14 protein-coding genes are annotated in these 22,002 nt (G+C 48.4%); 8 read left to right on the top strand and 6 right to left on the bottom strand.

Going from position 1 to position 22,002, the window contains the following annotated elements; translation table 11 throughout:
• Nucleotides 1-43 precede the first annotated feature (43 nt).
• The 6 genes from AC5JBY_RS17385 to AC5JBY_RS17360 all read right to left on the bottom strand — a co-directional run bounded on the left by AC5JBY_RS17385 (nt 44) and on the right by AC5JBY_RS17360 (nt 4,650).
• Entirely contained in the window at nt 44-742 is a 699-nt protein-coding gene (locus AC5JBY_RS17385) for a GNAT family N-acetyltransferase (RefSeq protein ID WP_495905898.1), read from the bottom strand.
• A gap of 35 nt (nt 743-777) precedes the next feature.
• Nucleotides 778-1,296 carry a GNAT family N-acetyltransferase gene (locus AC5JBY_RS17380; RefSeq protein WP_495905897.1) on the bottom strand — a complete coding sequence of 173 codons (519 nt, stop codon included), beginning with the start codon at nt 1,294-1,296 and terminating at the stop codon, nt 778-780.
• 11 nt (nt 1,297-1,307) lie between these two features.
• Nucleotides 1,308-2,375, bottom strand: coding sequence for a S41 family peptidase (locus AC5JBY_RS17375; RefSeq protein WP_495905896.1), 1,068 nt, complete (start codon nt 2,373-2,375; stop codon nt 1,308-1,310).
• 168 nt (nt 2,376-2,543) lie between these two features.
• Complete coding sequence (locus AC5JBY_RS17370; protein ID WP_495905895.1) at nt 2,544-2,849, bottom strand: hypothetical protein; 306 nt, start codon at nt 2,847-2,849, stop codon at nt 2,544-2,546.
• Nucleotides 2,850-2,929: 80 nt separating this feature from the next.
• A complete protein-coding gene (locus AC5JBY_RS17365; protein ID WP_495905894.1) occupies nt 2,930-3,682 on the bottom strand; it encodes a hypothetical protein in 753 nt (250 codons plus the stop codon).
• A gap of 98 nt (nt 3,683-3,780) precedes the next feature.
• Nucleotides 3,781-4,650 (bottom strand): AraC family transcriptional regulator, encoded by an 870-nt coding sequence (locus AC5JBY_RS17360; protein ID WP_495905893.1) that lies wholly within the window; start codon nt 4,648-4,650, stop codon nt 3,781-3,783.
• A 134-nt stretch (nt 4,651-4,784) separates the two neighbouring features.
• Here AC5JBY_RS17360 and AC5JBY_RS17355 point away from each other — a divergent pair, with 134 nt between their 5' ends.
• From AC5JBY_RS17355 to AC5JBY_RS17320, 8 genes are all read left to right on the top strand, one after another.
• Nucleotides 4,785-8,345, top strand: coding sequence for a PVC-type heme-binding CxxCH protein (locus AC5JBY_RS17355; protein ID WP_495905892.1), 3,561 nt, complete (start codon nt 4,785-4,787; stop codon nt 8,343-8,345).
• A gap of 28 nt (nt 8,346-8,373) precedes the next feature.
• A complete protein-coding gene (locus tag AC5JBY_RS17350) occupies nt 8,374-9,951 on the top strand; it encodes an MFS transporter (RefSeq protein WP_495905891.1) in 1,578 nt (525 codons plus the stop codon).
• A 3-nt stretch (nt 9,952-9,954) separates the two neighbouring features.
• Entirely contained in the window at nt 9,955-10,872 is a 918-nt protein-coding gene (locus tag AC5JBY_RS17345; protein WP_495905890.1) for a sugar phosphate isomerase/epimerase family protein, read from the top strand.
• Nucleotides 10,862-12,016 carry a Gfo/Idh/MocA family oxidoreductase gene (locus tag AC5JBY_RS17340; RefSeq protein WP_495905889.1) on the top strand — a complete coding sequence of 385 codons (1,155 nt, stop codon included), beginning with the start codon at nt 10,862-10,864 and terminating at the stop codon, nt 12,014-12,016. The genes AC5JBY_RS17345 and AC5JBY_RS17340 overlap by 11 nt, the downstream gene beginning before the upstream one ends.
• A 219-nt stretch (nt 12,017-12,235) precedes the next feature.
• The gene (locus tag AC5JBY_RS17335; RefSeq protein ID WP_495905888.1) at nt 12,236-15,445 is read left to right on the top strand and encodes a SusC/RagA family TonB-linked outer membrane protein; all 3,210 of its coding nucleotides are present in this window, start codon (nt 12,236-12,238) and stop codon (nt 15,443-15,445) included.
• Between the two features lie 12 nt (nt 15,446-15,457).
• Complete coding sequence (locus tag AC5JBY_RS17330; protein WP_495905887.1) at nt 15,458-17,320, top strand: RagB/SusD family nutrient uptake outer membrane protein; 1,863 nt, start codon at nt 15,458-15,460, stop codon at nt 17,318-17,320.
• Nucleotides 17,321-17,337: 17 nt separating this feature from the next.
• A complete protein-coding gene (locus tag AC5JBY_RS17325; RefSeq protein ID WP_495905886.1) occupies nt 17,338-18,009 on the top strand; it encodes a DUF3823 domain-containing protein in 672 nt (223 codons plus the stop codon).
• Between the two features lie 248 nt (nt 18,010-18,257).
• Nucleotides 18,258-22,001 carry an FG-GAP-like repeat-containing protein gene (locus AC5JBY_RS17320; RefSeq protein ID WP_495905885.1) on the top strand — a complete coding sequence of 1,248 codons (3,744 nt, stop codon included), beginning with the start codon at nt 18,258-18,260 and terminating at the stop codon, nt 21,999-22,001.
• Nucleotide 22,002: the final 1 nt, after the last annotated feature.

Raw genomic sequence — 22,002 nt, 5'->3', positions numbered from 1 at the left:
CAAGGGGTGTGAGAACGACAGAATGAGGGGGAATTACGGCACGCTATTGAGCAGGACTCTTTCTCAACTTCCAAAAACTGATCGTCCTTCTTTTGACAAACCCTATATATTCATACAAACCGATAGCGCGCTGGTTAGTTTCCAACACATGCAGAAAAGGAATATTACCAGCTTCCAGGTTGGTATTACACAAGTGAGCGATCAGGTGTTGTGCATATTGCCGGCCGCTGTAAGCAGGATCAGTACAGATCGCGCTGATCTCTGTGAGTTCTTCAAGACGTATACGTTCACCGGCAACGGCCACCAATCTCCCCTCCTGCCGGATACCATAATAATTGCCCAACTGGTAAGTGTCCAGCTCATAATAACCCGGTTGCACTTTCTGAATGAGATTATATAGTTCTGTACGATCGTCAATGGTAAGACGGGAGATAGTCACATCGCCATCCGACGGTGTCACTGCAGACTGATTGATCATCTGCGCACAAGGCAGTTCATTAAGCAATGTCCAGTTAGCTGGTAAAGCAGGCAACTCGCCAATCAGGAAGAACACCTCGCCCGGCTCCAGTAATTCGTCCAACGCAGCAATGTCTCCCTTAGCTTCATGATCATAAGCAGTAAAAGGCAGAATGCCACGCTGGTATCTTGTAACATGTGTAGTGACAGTGGCGAAGGATTGCTGCACACCGTTTAGTGCCCACCAGGCAGGATTATCCAGCTTTGCAAAAGGATCATGGCTCATATCGGCCAAAGATCGTTAAAACCTATGTAACTGGCTCATCCCCGGGAGTTTTCCCAATCGCTGCGTGTTAGTTGGTAAACAGCACAATGATCTTCATCGAACATCCTGTTCTCTACAAATTTAAACCCAAGCCGTTGGTAGAAACGCTGGGCACGTACATTGCTTACCAGCGGGTCGATGATCACCGCCGTAACGTCGGCAGGTGCAAAACAGCGTTCCAGTGCCAGCTGCATCATTACGGTGCCATAACCCTTGCCAAGGTCGTCCGCCTCCCCTATCCAGATGTCGATAGCACGCAGGTGAAGCGGTACATCACCCCAATAGTGGGTTTCCTCGAGCGCCGGATCGATGATCTGCATAAAACCGATGGGGCGGCCATCCAGTTCGGCAATCAGTTGTTCCCGCCAGGAGGGGTTGTGGTGCAACTCTGTCGCCCAGTTCCAGTCATTGTCGGGGTCTGAGGCTACCGTATGCGGCTGGGCATCCCAATGCCGCAATAAAGCGAGGTCGTCTGGTGTAGCGTCCCGTAGATGGATGAGGCGGTTTGTTTGCATGATATACTAAGCTATTCATTAATGTACTTTATAGCAAAGTCTATCCAGTCTTTAATTGATTCATCTAAATAAATATCAGGCTGTATGCCAATATTGTCAAGGGGGTAATTGGGAAGTCGTGTTGATCTGTAAGTAGGTAAATACAGCTCATAATTATCGCAGTCAAACTTGAATTCCCTGATAGAGCCATAATCCAACACACCCATACTCGGTGTTCCCATGATCTTGACTTTTTTGCTTTGGCGGGCAGAAAATAAGAAGTTTTCTCCTGCACTGCCAACCCTCCTGTCGGATAGAACGATCACTTGAGAAGGCCCTTTTTTGCTGATTTTTATACTATCGATAAGCACTTTGCTGTCACCATACAAAACAAATTTCCCCATATTGTCCCTGTACTCTTTTAAACCACTATCTATTTTCTTGACCTCATTCAAAGAGTCTGTTTTGATTTGTTGAATAGCATAGTCCCTGAGCCCTTTGATAAGCGTATGAGTAGAGAAAAACTCAACACTCATTATGCGTAACGGATTAGTTAGAATATAGGGTAATAAAGGTTGATAAACATCGTCCGTTCCTCCCCCATTGCCCCTGATGTCGATGATCATTCCCTTGCATTGCTCGATACTTTTCTTATTATGCTGAACCAGTTCCTGTAAGGGAATTACATTGGCATATTGGAAACTGGAAAGCCGGATATAAAATATATTGCCATTGATTATTTTACTGTCAACCTCTTTTTCAATACGCGCCTGCTTGCCTGGGGTATCTTCTTGCTTGGCAGTTGTCTTCACACGTGGCTGTAAAAAAATATGTTCGTCTTTAAAAAAGGAAATATAATCCTGTAACACAAAAATGCAGCTATCGGTAATGACAGTATTACTCTTGTTTAGTAAAATACCCTTTTTACTGTCATAGAAGCTTTTGTCTTGCTTCACTTTTTCTTCAAAGCCAGGGTATTCTGTCTCGATTTTTTGGATAAGCTTCTCTAACGAGGTCTTACAATTACAATCAGTTTGAGCGTAAATAGAGTTGATAACTAAAATGCACAGGAAGAATGCAACAATTTTTGGGTACGACATTCCGCAAATATATGCAAGAACTATAAATTATGTGTTTAGTTTGCTATGGGCGGTCTTCGGAGAAACTGTTGTTATTCAATTATTTTATCATTAAGATAAACGTCAATCCTACCGTATGCACCGGGCGAATCTGGAAATAATTGAACAGCTTTTGTGTCATCGTCTACCCTACATGCCCGCAAGTGTCTCTAAGAATGTACCGTAATTGCCCAAATATATTAAGTCTTTATTTGGAGATTTACTTGCAAGTCCCAACGTGTGTTCTTCTTCGTCATAAAAGATCCTGTATCCGTCGTCACTCTCAATTAAAACCGTCCAAAGTTCGAATGTTTGTGAATTGTCTAACGCGTTAACATATTTCTGTTTGACTGGCTTTATGAGACATGCTGACAAGTTGATTCCATGCAAATTTGATGTATATGTTTTATCCTCGATTTCTACTTTGATTAATTGTTCTACGTCTTCACTTGTCATAACTGCATTGTATATGGAATTTAAATAATGCTGCCTCTGTACTGGCGAAAATAGGCAATCAGCGACTTCGGTCAGTTTGCTTATGCCTCATTGATTACTTTGTCATACAGATGCTTTAACTGAGTATCGCCGAAACCATAAATACTTTCCCTTTTCCAAAACTCGCGGAATACTTTATCAAATCCCGTAGTACCATGCTGAATGATATCTTCAATGACCCTTTCAGGCCTCCCCTTTGTTCCGTCTTTGGGGAAACGGTCAATGTGAGCTTTAATTACCTCTTGCAGATAGGGAAACGCAGGAGATGGATGCTCCGCAAGACGGGTCAACTCCTCAAAATTCCCATGCTGATAAGCTGTCCATAGGTCTTGCCCCAATTGTAAGTCACTACTACTTAAAGGCGTTCTGTTGGCAAAACATATGGCAAGTTCATTGGAGGTTGCCGGCCCAAAGCCATTCCAAAACAGGTTGCTGTTCCTGTCCAAATGAGAGGTGTAAACAGCATAAACCTTTTTCTTTATTGCCAACCCATTGATGATAGAAATAACAAACCACATATTGACCTGGCAAAATAGATCATACTCAAACCAAAGATTGAACTCGGAATCGTCAGGAGCATTCAGTATCTTTTCAAATTCACTCACAACCCTATCCTGGTATTCAGTTCCCGGTAATTCCATGTAGTTGGCCCGTGAGCGCCAGAATGCTGGCAGATCATTACCTGATAAGTCTCCGTCAATAAGCCCCTCCCTGACAACGATTATATCACCTTCAATCTTAGCTTCAGGAAAACTGTAGGCAAGAGAATCCCCGTTTAAAATATTGTAGATCATGGCTGGTTTATTTATAAAATTAAGAGTTCAATGCTTTATACTGGCGCAAGTATGCCGCCAGGGCCTGTGCCCCGCGTACTTGTGCCTCGTTAAGGTCCTCACAGGCTATTGATCTCCTTTTTATAATGCGTAGGCTGCTGCCCCACCACATCCTTGAACTGCTTATTGAAATTAGAAAGCGTGTTGAAGCCACACTCATAACAAATATGCTCCATGGAAAGATCCGTCTCGGCAATCAGTTTACACGCATGCTTTATCCTGATCTCTGAAATGAACTTGGAGAAAGGCTTATTATTCTTCATGGTGAAATACCGGCTGAAAGAAGTAGGCGTCATATACAGCAGGTCTGCCACTTCATCCAATAGTATCTTCTGCTTGAAGTTCTTCATCACAAACTCATACACAATATTGATACGGTCAGTTTCATCCTCATTGAAAATATCTTCATACGCCACCGAAGAGATATAATGATAATGCTTGGAGGCGGCCAGCAGATCGAGTATCTGCAGCAGGGATACTACACTGGCAATGCCATGCTGTGTGGTGAGTGCTTCCATCATTTGAATTACCTTGTCCCTTGTTTCCCCATAAAACTCCAGGCCTCGCATCGATTTGGCAAACAACTTGGTCAGCACGGCCAGCTCTTCCTTTTCCATAAGATGCTCGCCCAAAAAATGCTCATTGAAGTAAATTACAATGCCATCAATGGTCTGGAGACTTTTCTTTTCAAAATAAGAATCGTCACTTCGCCACAGGTGAGGCAAATGGGGACCAGTAAAGATCAGTTCACCCGGGCGGAAGCTCTTGATGCTGTCGCCAATAAAGCGGGTGCCTGTTCCCTCCAGCACCACAAAAAGCTGGAATTCTGAATGCGCATGCCATATCGGATCAAAATGTTTATCCCGCAAACGTTTGCTCACGAAAATATGCGAGGGGGGAATGCCAGACTTGTGTAATGCTTGCTTCAAAGTAAATATTGCCTTTTATTTTGATGAATTTAGGAAAAAGATGATAAAATACAGTCGGAAATTGATATTATTTGGCCAGCACTTCGAAAAAAAAAGACGGACTTTTATATTGAACAACGATTCAAACGTTTGCCATGCTCAAAAATCATCGCTTGCTGCTTAACAGCTTACTGCTGCTATCTTTCCTTTTTATCGCCGCCTCAGACAACCAGGTCAGGCAGGCCCCACGCAGGTTAGAGATCCTGTTTCTGGGCCACAAAAGTAAACACCACGACTCCGAAAGACTGGCCGACATCCTGACTGCTGAATACTTTAAGAACGGTATCAACATCACCTATACCACCGATCCCAACGACCTTAACGAAGAAAACCTCAAGCCATACGACGGACTCATTGTATATGCCAATCATGATACGATCAGCCGTTCACAGGAAAAAGCGTTACTCAACTTCGTAAAAGACGGCAAAGGATTCATTCCTTTACACAGCGCTTCCTTCTGCTTCCGCAATTCACCCGAAGTAGTGGAGATGATCGGCGGACAGTTCAAGAGTCACCGCTACGATTCATTCCCTGCGGTGATCACCAAGCCTGAGCACCCGGTAATGGCGAACGTGCCATCCTTTACTACACTGGATGAAACCTACGTGCACGATAAGATAAGCAAGAACATACAGGTACTTTCAGAAAGAGTCGAAGGCAGTCACCACGAGCCCTACACCTGGGTACGGCCTTTCGGCGCGGGTAGAGTTTTCTACACTGCCTATGGACATGATGAAAAGACCTTTTTGAATCCCGGCTTCCTGAAGCTGGTATACAATGGTATATTGTGGGCTGTGAGCGATGACGCCAGGAATAACCTTTCCAACTTCAAACTGGCCGATCCTTCCTATTCCGACGGCCCGGTTCCCAACTACGAGAAAAAAGATCCTGCTCCCAAAGTACAGGCATCCCTCACTCCCGAACAGTCGATGTCATTGATACAGGTGCCCGTTGGCTTCGAACTGCAGTTGTTTGCTGCCGAGCCAATGGTGGTGAATCCCATTTACATGAACTGGGATGAGCGTGGAAGACTGTGGGTAATAGAAACAGTAGACTACCCCAACGAAATAAAAGACGAAGACAAAGGAGATGACCGCATCAAGATCCTGGAAGATACCGATGGCGATGGTAAGGCCGACAAGACGACGATCTTTGCCGATAAACTGAACATTCCTACGAGCTTTGTATTTACCAATGGTGGCATCATAGTGAGCATGGCCCCCAATTTCCTGTTCCTGAAAGATACCAATGGCGATGACAAAGCCGATATCCGTCAGCCACTCCTGAAAGGCTGGGGCAAGCGCGACACCCACGCACAGGCATCCAACCTGCGCTACGGACTCGACAACATGCTCTGGGGTGTTGTAGGTTATTCTGGCTTCGAAGGAAAAGTGGGCAAAGACACCCTCCGTTTCGGACAAGGCGTTTACCGCTTTACACCCGATGGCAAACAACTCGAATACCTCTCTACTACGAGTAACAACACTTGGGGCCTCGGCTTCTCAGAAGAGTTCGATGTATTCATTTCTACTGCCAATAATACTCACACGGGCTTTTTAGGATTACCTAAGAGATACTTCGATAAAGTAGGTATCAAAAACGAAACAGGCGTAGAAAAACTGGATGCCCACTACGGTATGCACGTAGCCACTAAAAACCTGCGCCAGGTAGATGTACATGGCGGATTCACAGCTGCCGCTGGTCATAGCCTTTACACAGCAAGAAATTTCCCCAAAGAATACTGGAACCGCATTGCTTTCGTAACAGAACCTACCGGACGTTTGATTCACAGAACAGTCCTGGAGAAAAATGGCGCAGGCTTCAAAGAAGTGGGCGACGGTTGGAACATGCTCGCCAGCGCCGACGAGTGGGCTGCCCCCATCCAGGCAGAAGTTGGTCCCGATGGCGCTTTGTGGGTTACCGATTGGTACGATTTCATCATTCAGCACAACCCTACCCCCAGCATCGCTTCATCTGGTTTGGATGCGAAGAACGGAGCTGGCAACGCCTACATTAATCCATTACGCGATCATGAGCGTGGACGCATATACCGCCTTACTTACAAAGGCAATGACCAGAAGAATACCTTGTCATTAAGCAAGAATGACTCGAAAGCCTTGGTAAGCGCCCTGTCAGATAAGAACATGTTCTGGCGCCTTACTGCCCAGCGCCTGCTGGTTGAAAAAGGAGATAAAACAGTTTTACCTGCATTATATAAATTGGTAGAAGAAAGCAAAGCAGATGAAATAGGTGTTAACGCACCAGCTGTTCATGCCCTGTGGACGATACATGGCCTGAACGCATTGAACGGAACAAACAAAGAAGCGCTGGCAGTAGCCACAAAAGCACTGAGCAGTCCATCCACTGGTGTGCGCAAAGCAGCCATAGAAGTGCTGCCTAAGAATGCTACCACATTGGCGGCCCTTGCAAAAGCAAAAGTATTTGATGATGCCGATTATCGCATCAGAATGGCAGCCCTGTTGGCCACCATCGATATGAAGCCTTCACAGGAAGCTGGCAACGTACTGGTAAGCATGGCAGCAAAAGAGGAGAACCTAGCAGACGCCTGGCTGAAACAGGCATTGACGATTGCCAGCAAAGTACATGAACAAGGATTCCGCACAGCTTCAAAGAGCCGTGGCCTTAAAGATAATGACCCTTTATCAAAAGCATCCATTGTACAACGCCTCGTTGTTGGTTCAAGACTTAATACAGTTACCCTGCGCAGAACATTTGGCAGGCAGCAGCAAACAGATGCTGTATCACCGGAGGTAAGCAATAAAGAAATACTCTTGTCCGGAGAACTCGAGCGCATGCAACCACGCCCCGGTGGTGGAGGCAACAATCAGCAAGGCCAGGGTGGCAACCGCCTGTTGTCGGGTGTTATCGCTACACAAGGTGACAGGAAAAACGGCTATACCCTGTACGTCCAGGATAATAAAATGTACTTCCAGGTCAACCAGGATGGAAAGCCATATAGCATTGTTACACCCAAAGAGCTCCCCGCAAAATTTGCTTTCAGAGCAGGCCTCGATAAAGATGGCGCCATAAGACTGTATATCGACAGCAGCGAAGTTGCCACTACCAAAGTAGCTGGCCTGTTCAAAGCAGAATTAGCACAGCCTGTTCGCGTTGGAATGGACAATAAGAAAGGAGACGAAAGAGTAGTCGATTATCCCGACACTATATTTATCCTGCGCGCCAATGTAACCAAACAAAAACTGGAAACACTCGGCAAAGAAACCGCTGCCACAGCTGCTACCGCTGCAGGCGCAGTCGATAAAACCATCACGCTGAACGTAGTCAAGGATATCATGAAATACGATAAGCAGTTGCTCACAGCAAAAGCCGGTACTACGATCCGCATCGTGCTGAACAACCCCGATTTCATGCAACACAACTTTGTGTTGATCAAGCCCGGCACAAGCAACAAAGTAGGCGCAGCAGCCGATCTGCTGGCCCGTGATGGTGATGGTGCAAAATCCCAATACGTTCCTAAAATGCCCGAAGTACTGGCCGCTACACCACTGGTGAACCCGGCTGGAAAATATACACTCACGATCAAGTTGCCGGATGTACCGGGAGACTATCCTTTCCTCTGTACATTCCCCGGTCACTGGAGGATCATGAATGGAATACTCCGGGTAACGAAATAACCAACGATTGCTAACTAACGATTGCCGTATGAGAGAACCAAACTTGCCAGCTAACAGTACACAAAACCAATTATCCGAAGGACCACCCGACATGAAGCTGTTCTACGCTTGCTTCGTGGCGTTGGTTACCACCTCCTTCGGGTTCATACTTCGGGCAGTAATACTGCCACAATGGGGACAAGAGTTCAACCTGTCGCAAACCCAGTTGGGAGAGATCGCCGGCGTAGGCCTTTGGCCATTCGCCATCAGCATTGTGCTGTTCAGTCTTGTCATCGACAAGATTGGTTATAAGACAGCCCTGTACTTCGCCTTCTTTTGCCACGTCACCTCTGCCATCCTTACCATCTTTGCCAATGGCTATTGGATGCTCTATGTAGGAACGTTCATCGTTGCCATCGGCAATGGAACAGTCGAAGCAGTGGTGAACCCGGTAGTAGCCACGATGTTCCGGAAAGAAAAAACCAAATGGTTGAACATCCTGCACGCTGCATGGCCGGGTGGATTGGTACTGGGCGGCATCATTGCCATATTGATGGGAGCCGATACCCGCTGGGAATACAAGATCGCCCTCATCCTGTTGCCAACCATAGCTTATGGCATCATGATCATATCCCGTCGCTTCCCGCTCAACGAAAGAGTACAGGCCGGTGTTTCTTACAGAGAAATGCTGCAGGAAGTAGGCGCCATCGGAGCATTGATCATCACGTCACTCATCGTATTTCAATTGGGCGCCGTATTCGGATGGCCTACAGTAGCCAATATCATTATCATCGCCATCATCACCCTCCTGTTTGGCTGGTACACGCGCAGCTTCGGACAGCCACTATTTATAGTCCTGCTGCTGATCATGATACCGCTGGCCACTACGGAGTTGGGCACGGATAGCTGGATCACCGATTTGATGACACCAGTTATGAGCGACCTGGGATTCCATCCGGGCTGGGTACTGGTATACACTTCAGCCATCATGTTTGTACTGCGGTTCTTCGCAGGTCCTATCATACACAAAATTTCTCCCCTCGGATTATTGGCCATCTGCTCATTGATCGCAGGCGTAGGATTATACCTGCTGTCCATGTCGGTGGGCGTAGGCATATTGGTTGCCGCAACAGTATACGGCCTGGGCAAGACCTTCTTCTGGCCAACGATGCTGGGCGTAGTAGCAGAGCGTTTCCCCAAAGGCGGCGCATTGACGCTGAACATTACGGGCGGCCTCGGCATGATCGCGGCAGGCGTTATCGGAGCAGGCATACTTGGATTTATACAAGACAAATCCATCGACTCCAATATCCTGGCCTACGACAAATCCAATAACACCGCTATCCACGAAACATATGTTACCGAAGCCAAAGAAAGCCTCTTCGGCACCTACCAGGCACTGGACCAGGCAAAACTATCCACTGCCAGTCCGCAGGAAATAGCCACGGTCAACACGATCAGGGATGGCGCTAAGAAAGAAGCCCTCCGCAACATCGTTATATTCCCCATCATCATGCTGGTGAGCTACCTGCTCCTCATAGCATACTTCAGATGGAAAGGAGGATATAAAGTGGTTCTGTTGAAACAGGAACAGGCAGCAACAACATCCGTATACGAAAGCATATAGAAAATGGCATTGAACATACAATACGGAGTGAGCACCTGGCTTTGGACTTCTCCGTTCAAAACAGCATCCATCGAAGAACTTTTCCCAAAGATTGCCCAAATGGGATACGATGTAGTGGAGATAGCAGTAGAAGATCCCACATTGATCGACGTAAAGACAGTAAAAGAAGCATTGAAGAAATACGGATTGAAAGCATCTATCTGTGGAGCCTTCGGCCCTTCGAGAGATTTGACAAATGAAGACCCGGCAGTACACCGCAACTGCTTTGCTTATATACAAGCCTGCTTCGACATCTGCGTGGCATTGGGCGCTGGCTTTTTCGGAGGCCCCATGTATTCGGCTGTAGGCAAAGCAAGGATGGTGCCCGATGAGCAACGCAAAAGAGAATGGGACCTCGCAGTAAAGAACCTCCGCATCGTGAGCGACATGGCAGCACAGAGCGGATTGCAGATCGCCATCGAACCATTGAACCGCTTTGAATCCGACCTGGTCAACACGGCAGAAGATGCATTGCGCATGGTACACGATATCAATCATTCCGCTGCACGCATCATGTTGGACGGCTTTCACATGAACATCGAAGAAAAAGATGTAGAAAAAGCGATAAAGACAGTAGCCGATAAGCTCATACACCTGCAGGTGGCGGAGAATTACCGCGGAACACCGGGCACAGGACAAACGAACTGGGACGCTTACAGGCGAGGGCTCGAAGCCATCGGCTACAAAGGAATAGTCACCATCGAAAGCTTTACGCCACAGAATATTGAACTGGCCGGGGCCGTTTGCTTCTGGCATCCCATGGCCGAAAGCCAGGACGGCTTTGCACAGGAAGGCCTGCAGTTCTTAAAACATTGGGCCACCACCACAGAAACGATTGTTAACCGAAGTCTATTCGATAAAATAGTTGAAAATGGAAAATAAAAAGATAAAAGTTGCCATCATCGGCCTCGGATTCGGAGCAGAGTTTATTCCCATTTATCAGCGGCATCCCCATGCCGAACTGGTTGCCATTTGCCAGCGCAATGAACAAAAGCTGAACGAAATTGGCGACGCCTTCAACATTAAGAAACGCTACACGGATTATGATGAGTTACTGCAAGATCCCGATATCGACGCAGTACATATCAACACCCCCATCCCCGACCACGCAATACAATCCATCAAAGCCCTGAAAGCAGGTAAGCACGTAGCTTGCACGGTACCAATGGCTACTTCGGTAGAAGAATGCCGCCAGATTGTAGAGCTCGTAAACCAAACGGGCCTCACTTACATGATGATGGAAACCGTGGTATACGCACGCGAGTTCCTGTACATGAAAGAACTGTACACCACAGGCGAACTCGGTAAAGTGCAGTTCCTGAAAGCAAGCCATCAGCAGGATATGGATGGATGGCCCAACTATTGGCCCGGCCTGCCACCCATGTATTATGCCACCCATTGCGTAGGACCTGTCCTTGCCCTCACCAATGCGGATGCAGAAACAGTTTCCTGCTTTGGATCAGGCACCATCAGAAAAGAATTACACCAGCATTACAATTCACCCTTTGCAGTAGAAAGCACCCACATCAAATTCAGCAATTCAGATCTCAGCGCACACATCTACCGCTCTCTGTTCGATACGGCCCGCCAATACCGCGAAAGCTTTGAAGTATACGGATCAAAGAAATCCGTAGAATGGCCACTGATCGAAGGAGAACCACTGATCGTGCACACCGCCAAAAAGCCGGAGCCCGAAATACCATCGGAAGTACACAGCCCTGATTATGCACACCTTCTCCCAGAGCCTATACAAAGATTTACAACGAAAGGAGTTTACGATACAGACGATAACCAGCATCTATCATTTACACAAGGTGCAGGACATGGAGGTTCACATCCGCACCTGGTACATGAATTTGTAAGCGCACTGTACGATAAGCGCGATCCGTTTCCCAATGCACGACAGTCAGCGAACATAACCTGCGTGGGCATATTGGCCCATGAATCGGCCCTGCAAGGCGGAAAAGTTATACCGCTGCCAGCATTTACACTAAAAAAACAAACAGAGAAAGCCCCATTACCTTAATCCTGAGTAGCCTGTCACCCTGAGCCTGTTGAAGAACTTATGAAGGACGGCTCATTCTGATCTAAAAAAGCTTAAATGGTTATGAACCGGAAATACCGGTAAGGGCTCTCTTATGTTTAAAAAATAGTACCGGCAATTGCCGGAAAAGAAAAGTATTGGTCTGAGAAAATGCATTTCAAGGCCAATACTGATCTATTTCATTCACAAAACCTAACTGTCATGAAACGATTCTTGCTACAATGGAAAATCTATTGTTTGCGGAAAGATCGGTTGCAAGGACCTTACCTGCATGCAAGGTTCCTGTGCTTCCTGGTCTTTCTTTTAATTAGCTCGGGCCTGTTCGCTCAGTCCTCTGTCACTGGTAGGGTGACATCCGGAGAACTGCCGCTCGCAGGAGTTACCGTAACGGTGAAAGGAACTGCTACTTCCACTACCACCGATTCTTCAGGCGTCTTCACTATCAGCGCATCGCCTACCGCCACGCTGGTGTTTAGTTTCATAGGACACCAACCACGCGAGGTAGCTGTGAACAATCGTGCAGCATTGAATGTAACGATGGAGTTACAGAACACGCAGCTCAATGATGTGGTAGTCGTAGGTTACAGCACCCAGAGAAAAGCTACCGTAACCGGCGCTGTCAGCAGCATCAATTCGGCAGGCCTTACCACAACACCTGCGGGTACTACCTCAGGAGCGTTGGTAGGTAAAGTGCCCGGCATCACTACACGTGCCCCGGACTCACGCCCCGGCCGTGGTCTCAACCTGCAGATCAGGAACATGGGAGCCCCCTTGTTTGTGATCGATGGAGTACCCTACACAGGAGGAAATACGGCTACTACCGGATTTGGATTCAACCAGGGTTCCGGACAGGATGTGTTCAATACCCTCGGCCTGGAAGATATTGAGAACATTACGATTCTGAAAGATGCCTCCGCATCCATCTATGGATTGCGTGCCGCCAACGGTGTGGTATTGGTAACAACCAAAAAAGGTCGTCGGGAAACACCCTCCATCAATGTTTCCGGCTACTACGGTTTCCAGGACTTTACCCGCTATCCCAAACCACCATCTGCCTATGTGCACCAGCGTGCAGTAGTAGAAGCAGAGCAGAACGCGGGTCGTGATCCATCACCCACACTCAGCAAAACAGAACTGGAAAAATGGAGACTGGGAACTGACAGTGGCTATCAGAGCTATGATTATTACGATATGGTCACACGGAGAAACGTGCCTCAACGCTACATCAGCGCCAGCGCCTCCGGAGGCTCACAACGGTCAACCTATCACCTATCGATATCACACCTCGACCAGGATGCCCTCCTCAAAGATTTTAACTACCAGCGTACCAACGTACAGGCCAACCTGAACACACAGCTGGCCAACAGGCTGCAATTGGGCGCACAGATAGGATTACGCCTGGAGAAGAACTACCAGATAGGCGTTCCGGGATTAGATGACTACTTCAACCCCTTCCTGAGTATCTTCAGCATGTGGCCCACCGAAGCACCCTATGCCAATAACAATCCTAACTACATTAACCAGACCCACAACGTAAACGTAAACCCGGCCACCTACAAAGCCGATGTTACGGGCTGGATCCAGAACAACTGGCATGCCATGGATCTTAAGGTCAATGCCCAATACGACCTGCCATTTGGACTATCGGCAAAAGCAACATTGGCCTATAACTACATGAACGAGGATTTCGATGGTATGGAGTACACTTATGCTGCTTATATCTACAATCCTACCACAGGTAAATATGAAGACAGAGCGCCCAACGGAGCCCTGTATGGCAACCAGAACCCCTGGCGCGAAAAGCACAAACGCAACGTGATAAACCGTTACGTACAAGCCACCTTGAACTATTCAAAACAATTTGGCGATCACTCCGTCACTGCAGTAGCGGGCTATGAAAGATCCGATTATGAGAACGCATATGTGGCGATACATACCATCCCTTCCAACAACTATATCCCCTTGATGTCATTCTCAGAACAGGATTTCCTGGCCGATGAATGGAGGATAGAAGCCCGTGCAGGATACATTGGCAGGTTGAACTACAACTATCAGCAGAAGTACCTGTTGGAGTTGCTCGGCCGCTATGATGGATCATACCTGTACAATCCTGATAGTCGCTGGGGCTTTTTCTCAGGCGTGTCAGCAGGATGGCGCATCTCACAGGAAAACTTTTTCTCACGCGTACGCTTTGTAGATGAGTTGAAACTGAGAGCATCCTACGGAGAAACAGGTAGCGAAGCCAGCATCAATGCCTTCGATTACCTGCCAGGCTACACCTATCCCGCCGGCAATGCAGTATTGGATGGCGCCTACATCATAGGTTCCGACCCAAGAGGCGTGCCTATTACCAACCTGTCCTGGATCACCAACAGAACAATGAACGTCGGCGTCGACTTCTCGCTGTTCAATAGTAAGATCACCGGTCAGATCGATGTTTTTGAACGCAGACGCTCCGGTGTGCCCGCAGTAAGGCGCGATGTGCTGCTGCCCAACGAAGCAGGCTATGGATTGCCACTGGAGAACCTGAACAAAGATGCTACACGCGGCGTCGAAATGTTGATCACCTACAACAACAACAAAGGACAGCTCAACTATTCGATCGGAGTCAATGGAACATTGGCGCGTAACAGGTCGATCCTCGATTACAAACAACCCTTCGGTAACGCATACAACGAATACCGTACTACCAACCAGGATCGTTGGGCAGGTGCAGGCGCCACCTTCATGTACAAAGTGATCGGACGCTTCCAGTCACAGGCTGAGATCGACAAATACCCTGTCAACATTGACGGACAAGGTAACAGAACGATGTTGCCCGGCGACTTTATCTACGAAGATTTCAACAACGATGGCCTCATCAATGACCTCGACAGGCAGTCCCTCGGTTGGGCACGTGGTGAAAACCCACTCCTCCAGTTTGGTGCTACCATCAATGCCGAATACAAAGGCTTCAGCCTGAATATGGTGTTGGCCGGAGCTTCCATGATGTCGTTCGAGCGCGCAGTAGAGTTGAAGATCATGTTCCAGAACAACGGTACCTCACCCCATTACATGTTTGAGGACCGCTGGCATCGTGAAGACCCCTACGATCCCAACAGCAAATGGGTCGCAGGAACCTATCCCGCCATTCGCAGAGGCAACAGCCACATCAACTACCAGAACAATACCTTCTGGACAACCAATATCACCTACCTGCGTTTGCGCAACATCGAGTTGGGATATGATCTGCCCAAAAGCATCATCAGCCGCATAGGAGCCAAAAAACTGCGCTTCTATGTGAATGCAACCAACCTGATCACCCTCGACAATGTGAACAAATTGGAAATCGATCCGGAGATCACTTCTGGCGGTGGCCTCGTGTACCCACCACAAAAGCTGCTCACCTTTGGATTTAACCTGTCATTCTAAAAGATTCCGATCATGAAAAAAATACATATAGCATTATATGCAGTCATAGTGAGTACGATGCTGCTTTCCTGCAAAAAAGACTGGTTGGAACGGCAGCCGAAAAATATCCTGACCGACGCCCAGGTGTGGAACGACCCCAAACAATTACTCGCATTGCTGGCCAACTATTACAACCGCATACCCAGCGATATGAGTATCGATGGCAACTGGCGCAACATGGCCGATTACGACGACGCCATGTGGTCGGGCAACTCCAACGATGAAGGACGCAACAACATCGCATCCTATGCAGCCGACAGATGGTCCTATTGGGATTATGACCTCATCAGGGATATCAACCTGTCGCTGGAAAAAATAGACGAGCTGGGCGTTAACCTCAATGCAGAAGTGAAAACACAAACAAAGGCAGAACTGAGGTTCATCAGGACCTGGATCTATTTTGAAATGGTGCGCCGCATGGGCGGAGTACCCATCGTTACCAAACAGTTGATCTATGACTACAGTGGCGATGTAACCCCATTGCGTCAGCCAAGAGCTAAAGAAGCCGAAGTATATGACTTCATCGCAAAAGAGTTGGATGAGATCAAAGGACTGCTGGGCAACATAACCAATAATATCCCAAGCGCCAGCAGAGCTAATAAGTATACAGCGATGGCCCTGAAAAGCCGCGCCATGCTTTATGCTGGTTCACTGGCCAAATACAACAACCTGCGCCCCGTTCCCATTACTACTGCCGGTGGCGAAGTAGGTATCCCTGCCAACAGGGCCAATGAGTATTACCAGAAAGCTTACGACGCAGCTATGGAAGTGATCAATAGCAATGCCTACTTCCTGAAAACGAATCCTGCCAACCCGGCAACGGCATTCTATGAAGCTGTGACCAAAAAAGCCAGCAACCGCGAAGCCATCTTCGTGAAAGACTACCTCTCGGCAAAAAACAAACGCCACGGCTTCACCTATGAGAACATTGCACGTGGCATCCGTGAAGACAACCTGTCCTCCTCACAGGTAGTGCCTTCACTCAACCTCGTAGAAGCGTCTGATTACCTCGACGGCTCACCTGGCGTACTCAAGAACATGAACGCAGGCAACACAGATTACATATACTACGACAGGCCACAGGACATCTTTGCCAACAAAGACGGTCGCCTCCTTGGCACCATCCTTTATCCCGGTAGTGCATTCAAAGGATACACCATCGAAATGCAGGCAGGCGTAAAAGTTTGGAATGGTTCCGCCTACCAAACCGTGGAAGGTAGCCAACTGGGTTCACTCCACACAGATGGAAAAACGCTGGTAGCAGCATCAGGTCCACACCGCTCCATCCAGGACGTATCCAATACCGGCTTTTACATGCGTAAGTACATTGACGATGGCGGCGGTACCAGCACCCGTGGTATCCTCAGCGACGTATGGTTCGTATGGATGAGGCTGGGAGAAGTTTACCTCAATGCAGCAGAAGCAGCCCTTGAGTTGAACAACACAGCCGATGCCCTGAAATATGTGAACCTGTTGAGAGAAAGAGCAGGCTTCCCCGCGAACAGTCTGGCCACCATCAACATCGATAAGATCAGGAACGAGCGAAGGGTAGAACTGGCCTTTGAAGACCATCGCGTATGGGATCTCAAGCGTTGGAGAATAGCCGACCAGGTATGGAATGGTAACACCACCAACCCCTCGTCTGTTGTCTATGCCCTGTACCCTTATCGTGTAGTGCGCCCCGGCCATCCTGCTGATGGTAAATTCGTATTCGATAAAATACAGGCGCCACGATTCATCGGGCCAAGGTTCTTCCAGGTGAGGAACTACTATACATTCATACCACAGGCTGTACTGGACAACAATCCGCTCATTGTGCGTAATCCATTACAATAAAGCATAAAACTCATTATATGAAAGGTCTTAATCTATTATACATCACCCTCCTGCTGTTTGTTATCGGCTGCAAAAAAGATAACAAAGAGCCGCCATCTGCCGTCATCAGTGGCAAGATAGTTTACCAGAACCAGGCGTTGAGCGTAAGGTCGGGAGGCGTTGAACTGGAGCTATGGCAATATGGCTATCAGCTCCGCAATAAAATAGCAGTGTACGTAAAACAGGACGGTACCTTTTCCGCAAAAGTGTTTGGCGGAAACTACAAACTCACGTTGCTGAGAGGCAACGGCCCCTGGGCAGACAAAACTGATTCCATCGACGTACAGGGAGGAACATCAGATATCAATGTAACAGTAGATCCCTTCTTCATCATCAGCAATGCCACCTACACAAGAAGCAACAACGTAGTAACAGCTACGTTCAACCTGCAACGTGTAAACCAGACGAGGACACTGGAAGCAGCAAGGTTGTACATTGGACAAACCACCATCGTTGACCAAAACAACAACGCGGCCAACGTATCAAAACCCGCAGCGCAGATCACAGATCTGACGCAGCCGGTAACGATAACGGCCAATGTACCCGCAGCCCTGCAGACAAAAGCCTCCATTTTTGTGCGTGTGGGGGTAAAGACGAACGGTGTAGCCGAATTAATCTATACCATTCCATTCGAGTTGACAACAAAGTAACGGCAGTTATAGTTAGTTCACAAGTAGCATACGCCCGGTGTTTCTACACCGGGCGTTCCTTTATCCCCAGTAAATGGTATTGGTTGAGAAAAAAAGAAGCCTTAAATTGCAATTATATCTGAATATCCCCGCGCACCCGCCTATAATTCAATCCTCCATCAATTCTTGCTTACCGCCCCTGGCAAACTATTTCCAATAGCCATCATCTCTACCCGCCCTTCCTTTTAACACACGTAAACCTTATTGCCATGCGCATGATGATGACCCCGCTATTGTCATTGCTGATCGCTTTCCTGTATCAGCCTGCCACTACTCCCGTTCTTATCCGTTATGACCAATCGGTGCCACCGGCACAAACAGATTGGTACAACGCCGCTTTGCAGCACATCGGGCAACAGGACGCTGCCAGCAACAGGATAAGTTCTTACGACCTTTCCTTCGCCAACCTGTTCAATGATAGCGTGCTGCCGGGGCCAGGCAAAGCAGAAGCGACATTTGGCGCTTCCGTAGCCAGTGCAGGAGACTTGAACGGTGATGGCTATTCCGATGTAGTGATAGGCGCACCCATATACGATAGCATCGATTGGTTTAACAATGAAGGACGAGTCTATGTATATTATGGTGCCGCTACAGGATTGCCGGTAATACCCAGTCTCACATTGGAGTATCACTGCAATATAGATCAAGGAGAACGCTTTGGCTCGTCTGTAGCCAGTGCAGGAGATGTTAATGGAGATGGATATGGCGACCTCGTTGTAGGCGCCATGTATGCCAGCGATGATGGATACAATGCGGCAAGAGGACAAGCCCTGGTATACTTTGGTTCACCCACCGGTATCGCATCCGAAGCCGACACCATACTGAAAGAGGACTTTGGATTTTCTATGTTTGGAGAGTCGGTAGCAGGAGCCGGAGATGTGAACGGCGATGGCTATTCAGATATCATTGTGGGCGCCCCGGGATATGGGTACTCGGGAGGATTTCCCAATGGAATGACAGGGCGCACGTACGTTTTTTATGGATCGCCTACAGGGTTTTCAGGAAATGATTATGTGGAAGGCGATCAATACATGGGTCACTTTGGTGCACTTGTCACAGGTATGGGCGATGTCAACGGCGACGGCTATTCCGACATTGCCGTGAGCGCGCCCGATTACGACATATTCGTTCCCCAGGATGATGGCGCTGTGTTTGTGTACTACGGCTCCGCTACAGGACTTACCCTCACCCCTGCTTACATGTACACCAACACACAACCCATTGAATCTACACACTTCGGTCGGTCGATGGCAGGCGGTGGCGACCTCAATGGAGACGGCTATACAGATCTGGTAGTGGGGCAATCCAGGTACCATGATGATATGTTTGGTCCCAATCCCTTCCATAGCATTGGCCGCGTATTGATATATTATGGATCCCCGACAGGATTGCCGGCCGATCCCGTTATCATTGACAGCACCACGCGTGTAGGCCTTGCCTTCAGCGGGCCTGTAGGTAGCGCAGGCGATATAAACGGAGATGGGTATGCAGATATCGTAGTGAGCGGCAAGGACACTATCAACAACGTACCGCGCCTGTTGATCATGCATGGCTCCGCCACAGGACTGCAGGATACAGCTTATTATATCGTAGATTCTCCCCACAGTGTTGCCGTTACGGCGCTGGCCGCCGCCGGCGACATTGATGGGGATGGCTACACCGATATTGTTGCAGGAGATGCAGACTATGATGCCGGAGATAGCCTCAATGCCGGAAGAGCGTATATATTCCATGGCGAACCCGACAGCCTGAACAATGTGCTGCCCGCGGTAGTGATGAACCACCAGGGCCTTACGTTGATCAGCTTTGGTAAATCGATGCAACACGTGGGCGACATCAACGGCGATGGCTTTTCGGATGTAGTGATTGGAGACCACAACTTCATAAAAGGAACAACCAATTTCGAAGGCAGGGCCTATGTGTATTATGGCTCGGCGAATGGATTACCGGAAATACCCGATATCACCCTTGATGTCAATCAACCCGGTTGCAAACTGGGCTATTCCGTATCCGGTGGCGATGTGAATGGCGACGGCTATGCAGATGTCATCGTGAGCGCACCTCGCTACAACGGTACACAAGGCGGTGTATTCATCTACTATGGCTCATCAGCCGGATTGATAATGACACCGGCAACGATCACAGGTGCGCCGGACCAACGCATTGGATATGCTGTTGCCGGTGCGGGCGACCTGAATGGCGACGGATACGGAGATGTGTTGATAAGCGCTTACAATGAAGTAGTCACCATCGATACAGGAAAAGTGTTTGTGTATTATGGATCAGCTTCAGGACTACCGGCTACACCTGATCATATTATACAAGGAACCAATGAACCCGATATGGCAGGCTTTGGCCGTTCACTGGCCAGCGCTGGCGATGTAAATGGAGATGGCTACGGCGATGTGATTATCGGCGCGTTCGCGTCTACTGATGGCAGCCATGCAAGAGAAGGCAGGGCCTACATATTCATGGGCTCAGATACCGGATTGGTGTCTGCCAACCCGGTGATCCTCGATAATGCCAACCAGGAGTTAGCATTCTTTGGAATATCCGTAGCTGGCGCCGGAGATATCAATGCGGATGGATATGCAGATGTAATGGTCGGTGCAGTAGAATATGCAGGCGGCTACGACGAAGGGCGGGTATATATATACCTGGGATCTACGGGAGGTATCAGTACCACGCCTTCCGATACATTGATCAAAGTACAGCCCCCAAGTACCCTGTTTGGGTACATAATAGCTGGCGCCGGAGATATCGATGCTGATGGCTATGCAGACGTGTTGATCGGCGATCCACATTATGGAGGAGGTAATGGAGGAATAACCTACATCTACAAAGGAACACCGACAGGATTAGCAGCGGTGCCCGACAGTCTCCATGCCTGGCAATTGGGCAGTGGCATTGGAACTTCAGCCAGTACTGCCGGAGATGTTAATGGCGACGGCTTTTCAGATATACTCGTGAGCAACCTGGACTATGAAACCATGGGCAACGTGTACCTGTATTATGGCGGTGGCAACCACACCGGCCAGCGCAACAACCTGCGCCTGTACAATGCCAACCTCACAACACCATTAGGCGTATCCAATGTACCGGAAGGAACCCTTGGTGCCGGATTATTGGTGCGCTCTTCACAAGGCTTGCAAAAAGCCCGGTTGGTATGGGAAACCCGCACAACAGGAAACTCCTTCAGTGGCAACCCGGTTACCAACAGCACGGCTTACACGGGCAGACAGGCAGCCTTTACAAACATCGGGTTGACAGGTACTGAACTGAAAAGCCAGATAACGAAGACCGGCAAGTCCACCCTGCTGCGTGCACGGGTAGAATACAGCCCAACCACATCATTGACCGGACAGCGGTTTGGCCCTTGGCGTTACCCATTAACCGTTGGCCGTTCCGAAGGTGTTTTATTACCATTAGACATACTCACATTCACAGGAGTAAAACAACAAAAGACGGTCTTGATCAGGTGGACAGTGGCTTCCTATGAAGAAGGTGCACAATTTACATTGGAGCGTAGCAGCAATGGCCGCGATTATACACCGGTCTATAGCACCCCTGCCCTGCCCAACGTCACACAATACCAATGGCGCGATGAGCATCCGATGCGCGGCAAGAATTACTTCCGCCTGGTAGCAGTTGACCGCGACCGCAAGAAATATTCAAAGACAGCACTGGTAGTATTTGATGAAACAAGAGATTGGTTGGTATTCCCCAACCCCGTGCGCGCAGGACAACCATTGACAGTACAATTGCCCGGCATCACCGGCATTGTAACAGCAAAGTTGACAACCGCCGACGGCCGCATCATACAACAAAAACAATACACCGCCATCAACGGCCTGATTCAAATGAGCACAGTTCGCTTGCCGGCAGGACAGTATACATTATCTCTTACCGCGGAGAGAAATACAATAACAAATATTATAGTATTGGTGCAGTAGT

The sequence above is a fragment of the Paraflavitalea sp. genome, from assembly GCF_059502485.1.
The sequence above is the reverse complement of the archived record's forward strand: the minus strand, read 5'-3'. Positions and strand labels throughout refer to the sequence as shown.

Excerpts from the sequence above, each read along its gene's own strand:
- AC5JBY_RS17325 (WP_495905886.1), top strand. The coding sequence starts at position 17,338 with ATGAAAGGTCTTAATCTATTATACATCACCCTCCTGCTGTTTGTTATC.
- AC5JBY_RS17380 (WP_495905897.1), bottom strand. The coding sequence starts at position 1,296 with ATGCAAACAAACCGCCTCATCCATCTACGGGACGCTACACCAGACGAC.
- AC5JBY_RS17375 (WP_495905896.1), bottom strand. The coding sequence starts at position 2,375 with ATGTCGTACCCAAAAATTGTTGCATTCTTCCTGTGCATTTTAGTTATC.
- AC5JBY_RS17385 (WP_495905898.1), bottom strand. The coding sequence starts at position 742 with ATGAGCCATGATCCTTTTGCAAAGCTGGATAATCCTGCCTGGTGGGCA.
- AC5JBY_RS17355 (WP_495905892.1), top strand. The coding sequence starts at position 4,785 with ATGCTCAAAAATCATCGCTTGCTGCTTAACAGCTTACTGCTGCTATCT.
- AC5JBY_RS17345 (WP_495905890.1), top strand. The coding sequence starts at position 9,955 with ATGGCATTGAACATACAATACGGAGTGAGCACCTGGCTTTGGACTTCT.
- AC5JBY_RS17340 (WP_495905889.1), top strand. The coding sequence starts at position 10,862 with ATGGAAAATAAAAAGATAAAAGTTGCCATCATCGGCCTCGGATTCGGA.
- AC5JBY_RS17350 (WP_495905891.1), top strand. The coding sequence starts at position 8,374 with ATGAGAGAACCAAACTTGCCAGCTAACAGTACACAAAACCAATTATCC.
- AC5JBY_RS17365 (WP_495905894.1), bottom strand. The coding sequence starts at position 3,682 with ATGATCTACAATATTTTAAACGGGGATTCTCTTGCCTACAGTTTTCCT.
- AC5JBY_RS17370 (WP_495905895.1), bottom strand. The coding sequence starts at position 2,849 with ATGACAAGTGAAGACGTAGAACAATTAATCAAAGTAGAAATCGAGGAT.
- AC5JBY_RS17320 (WP_495905885.1), top strand. The coding sequence starts at position 18,258 with ATGCGCATGATGATGACCCCGCTATTGTCATTGCTGATCGCTTTCCTG.
- AC5JBY_RS17335 (WP_495905888.1), top strand. The coding sequence starts at position 12,236 with ATGAAACGATTCTTGCTACAATGGAAAATCTATTGTTTGCGGAAAGAT.
- AC5JBY_RS17330 (WP_495905887.1), top strand. The coding sequence starts at position 15,458 with ATGAAAAAAATACATATAGCATTATATGCAGTCATAGTGAGTACGATG.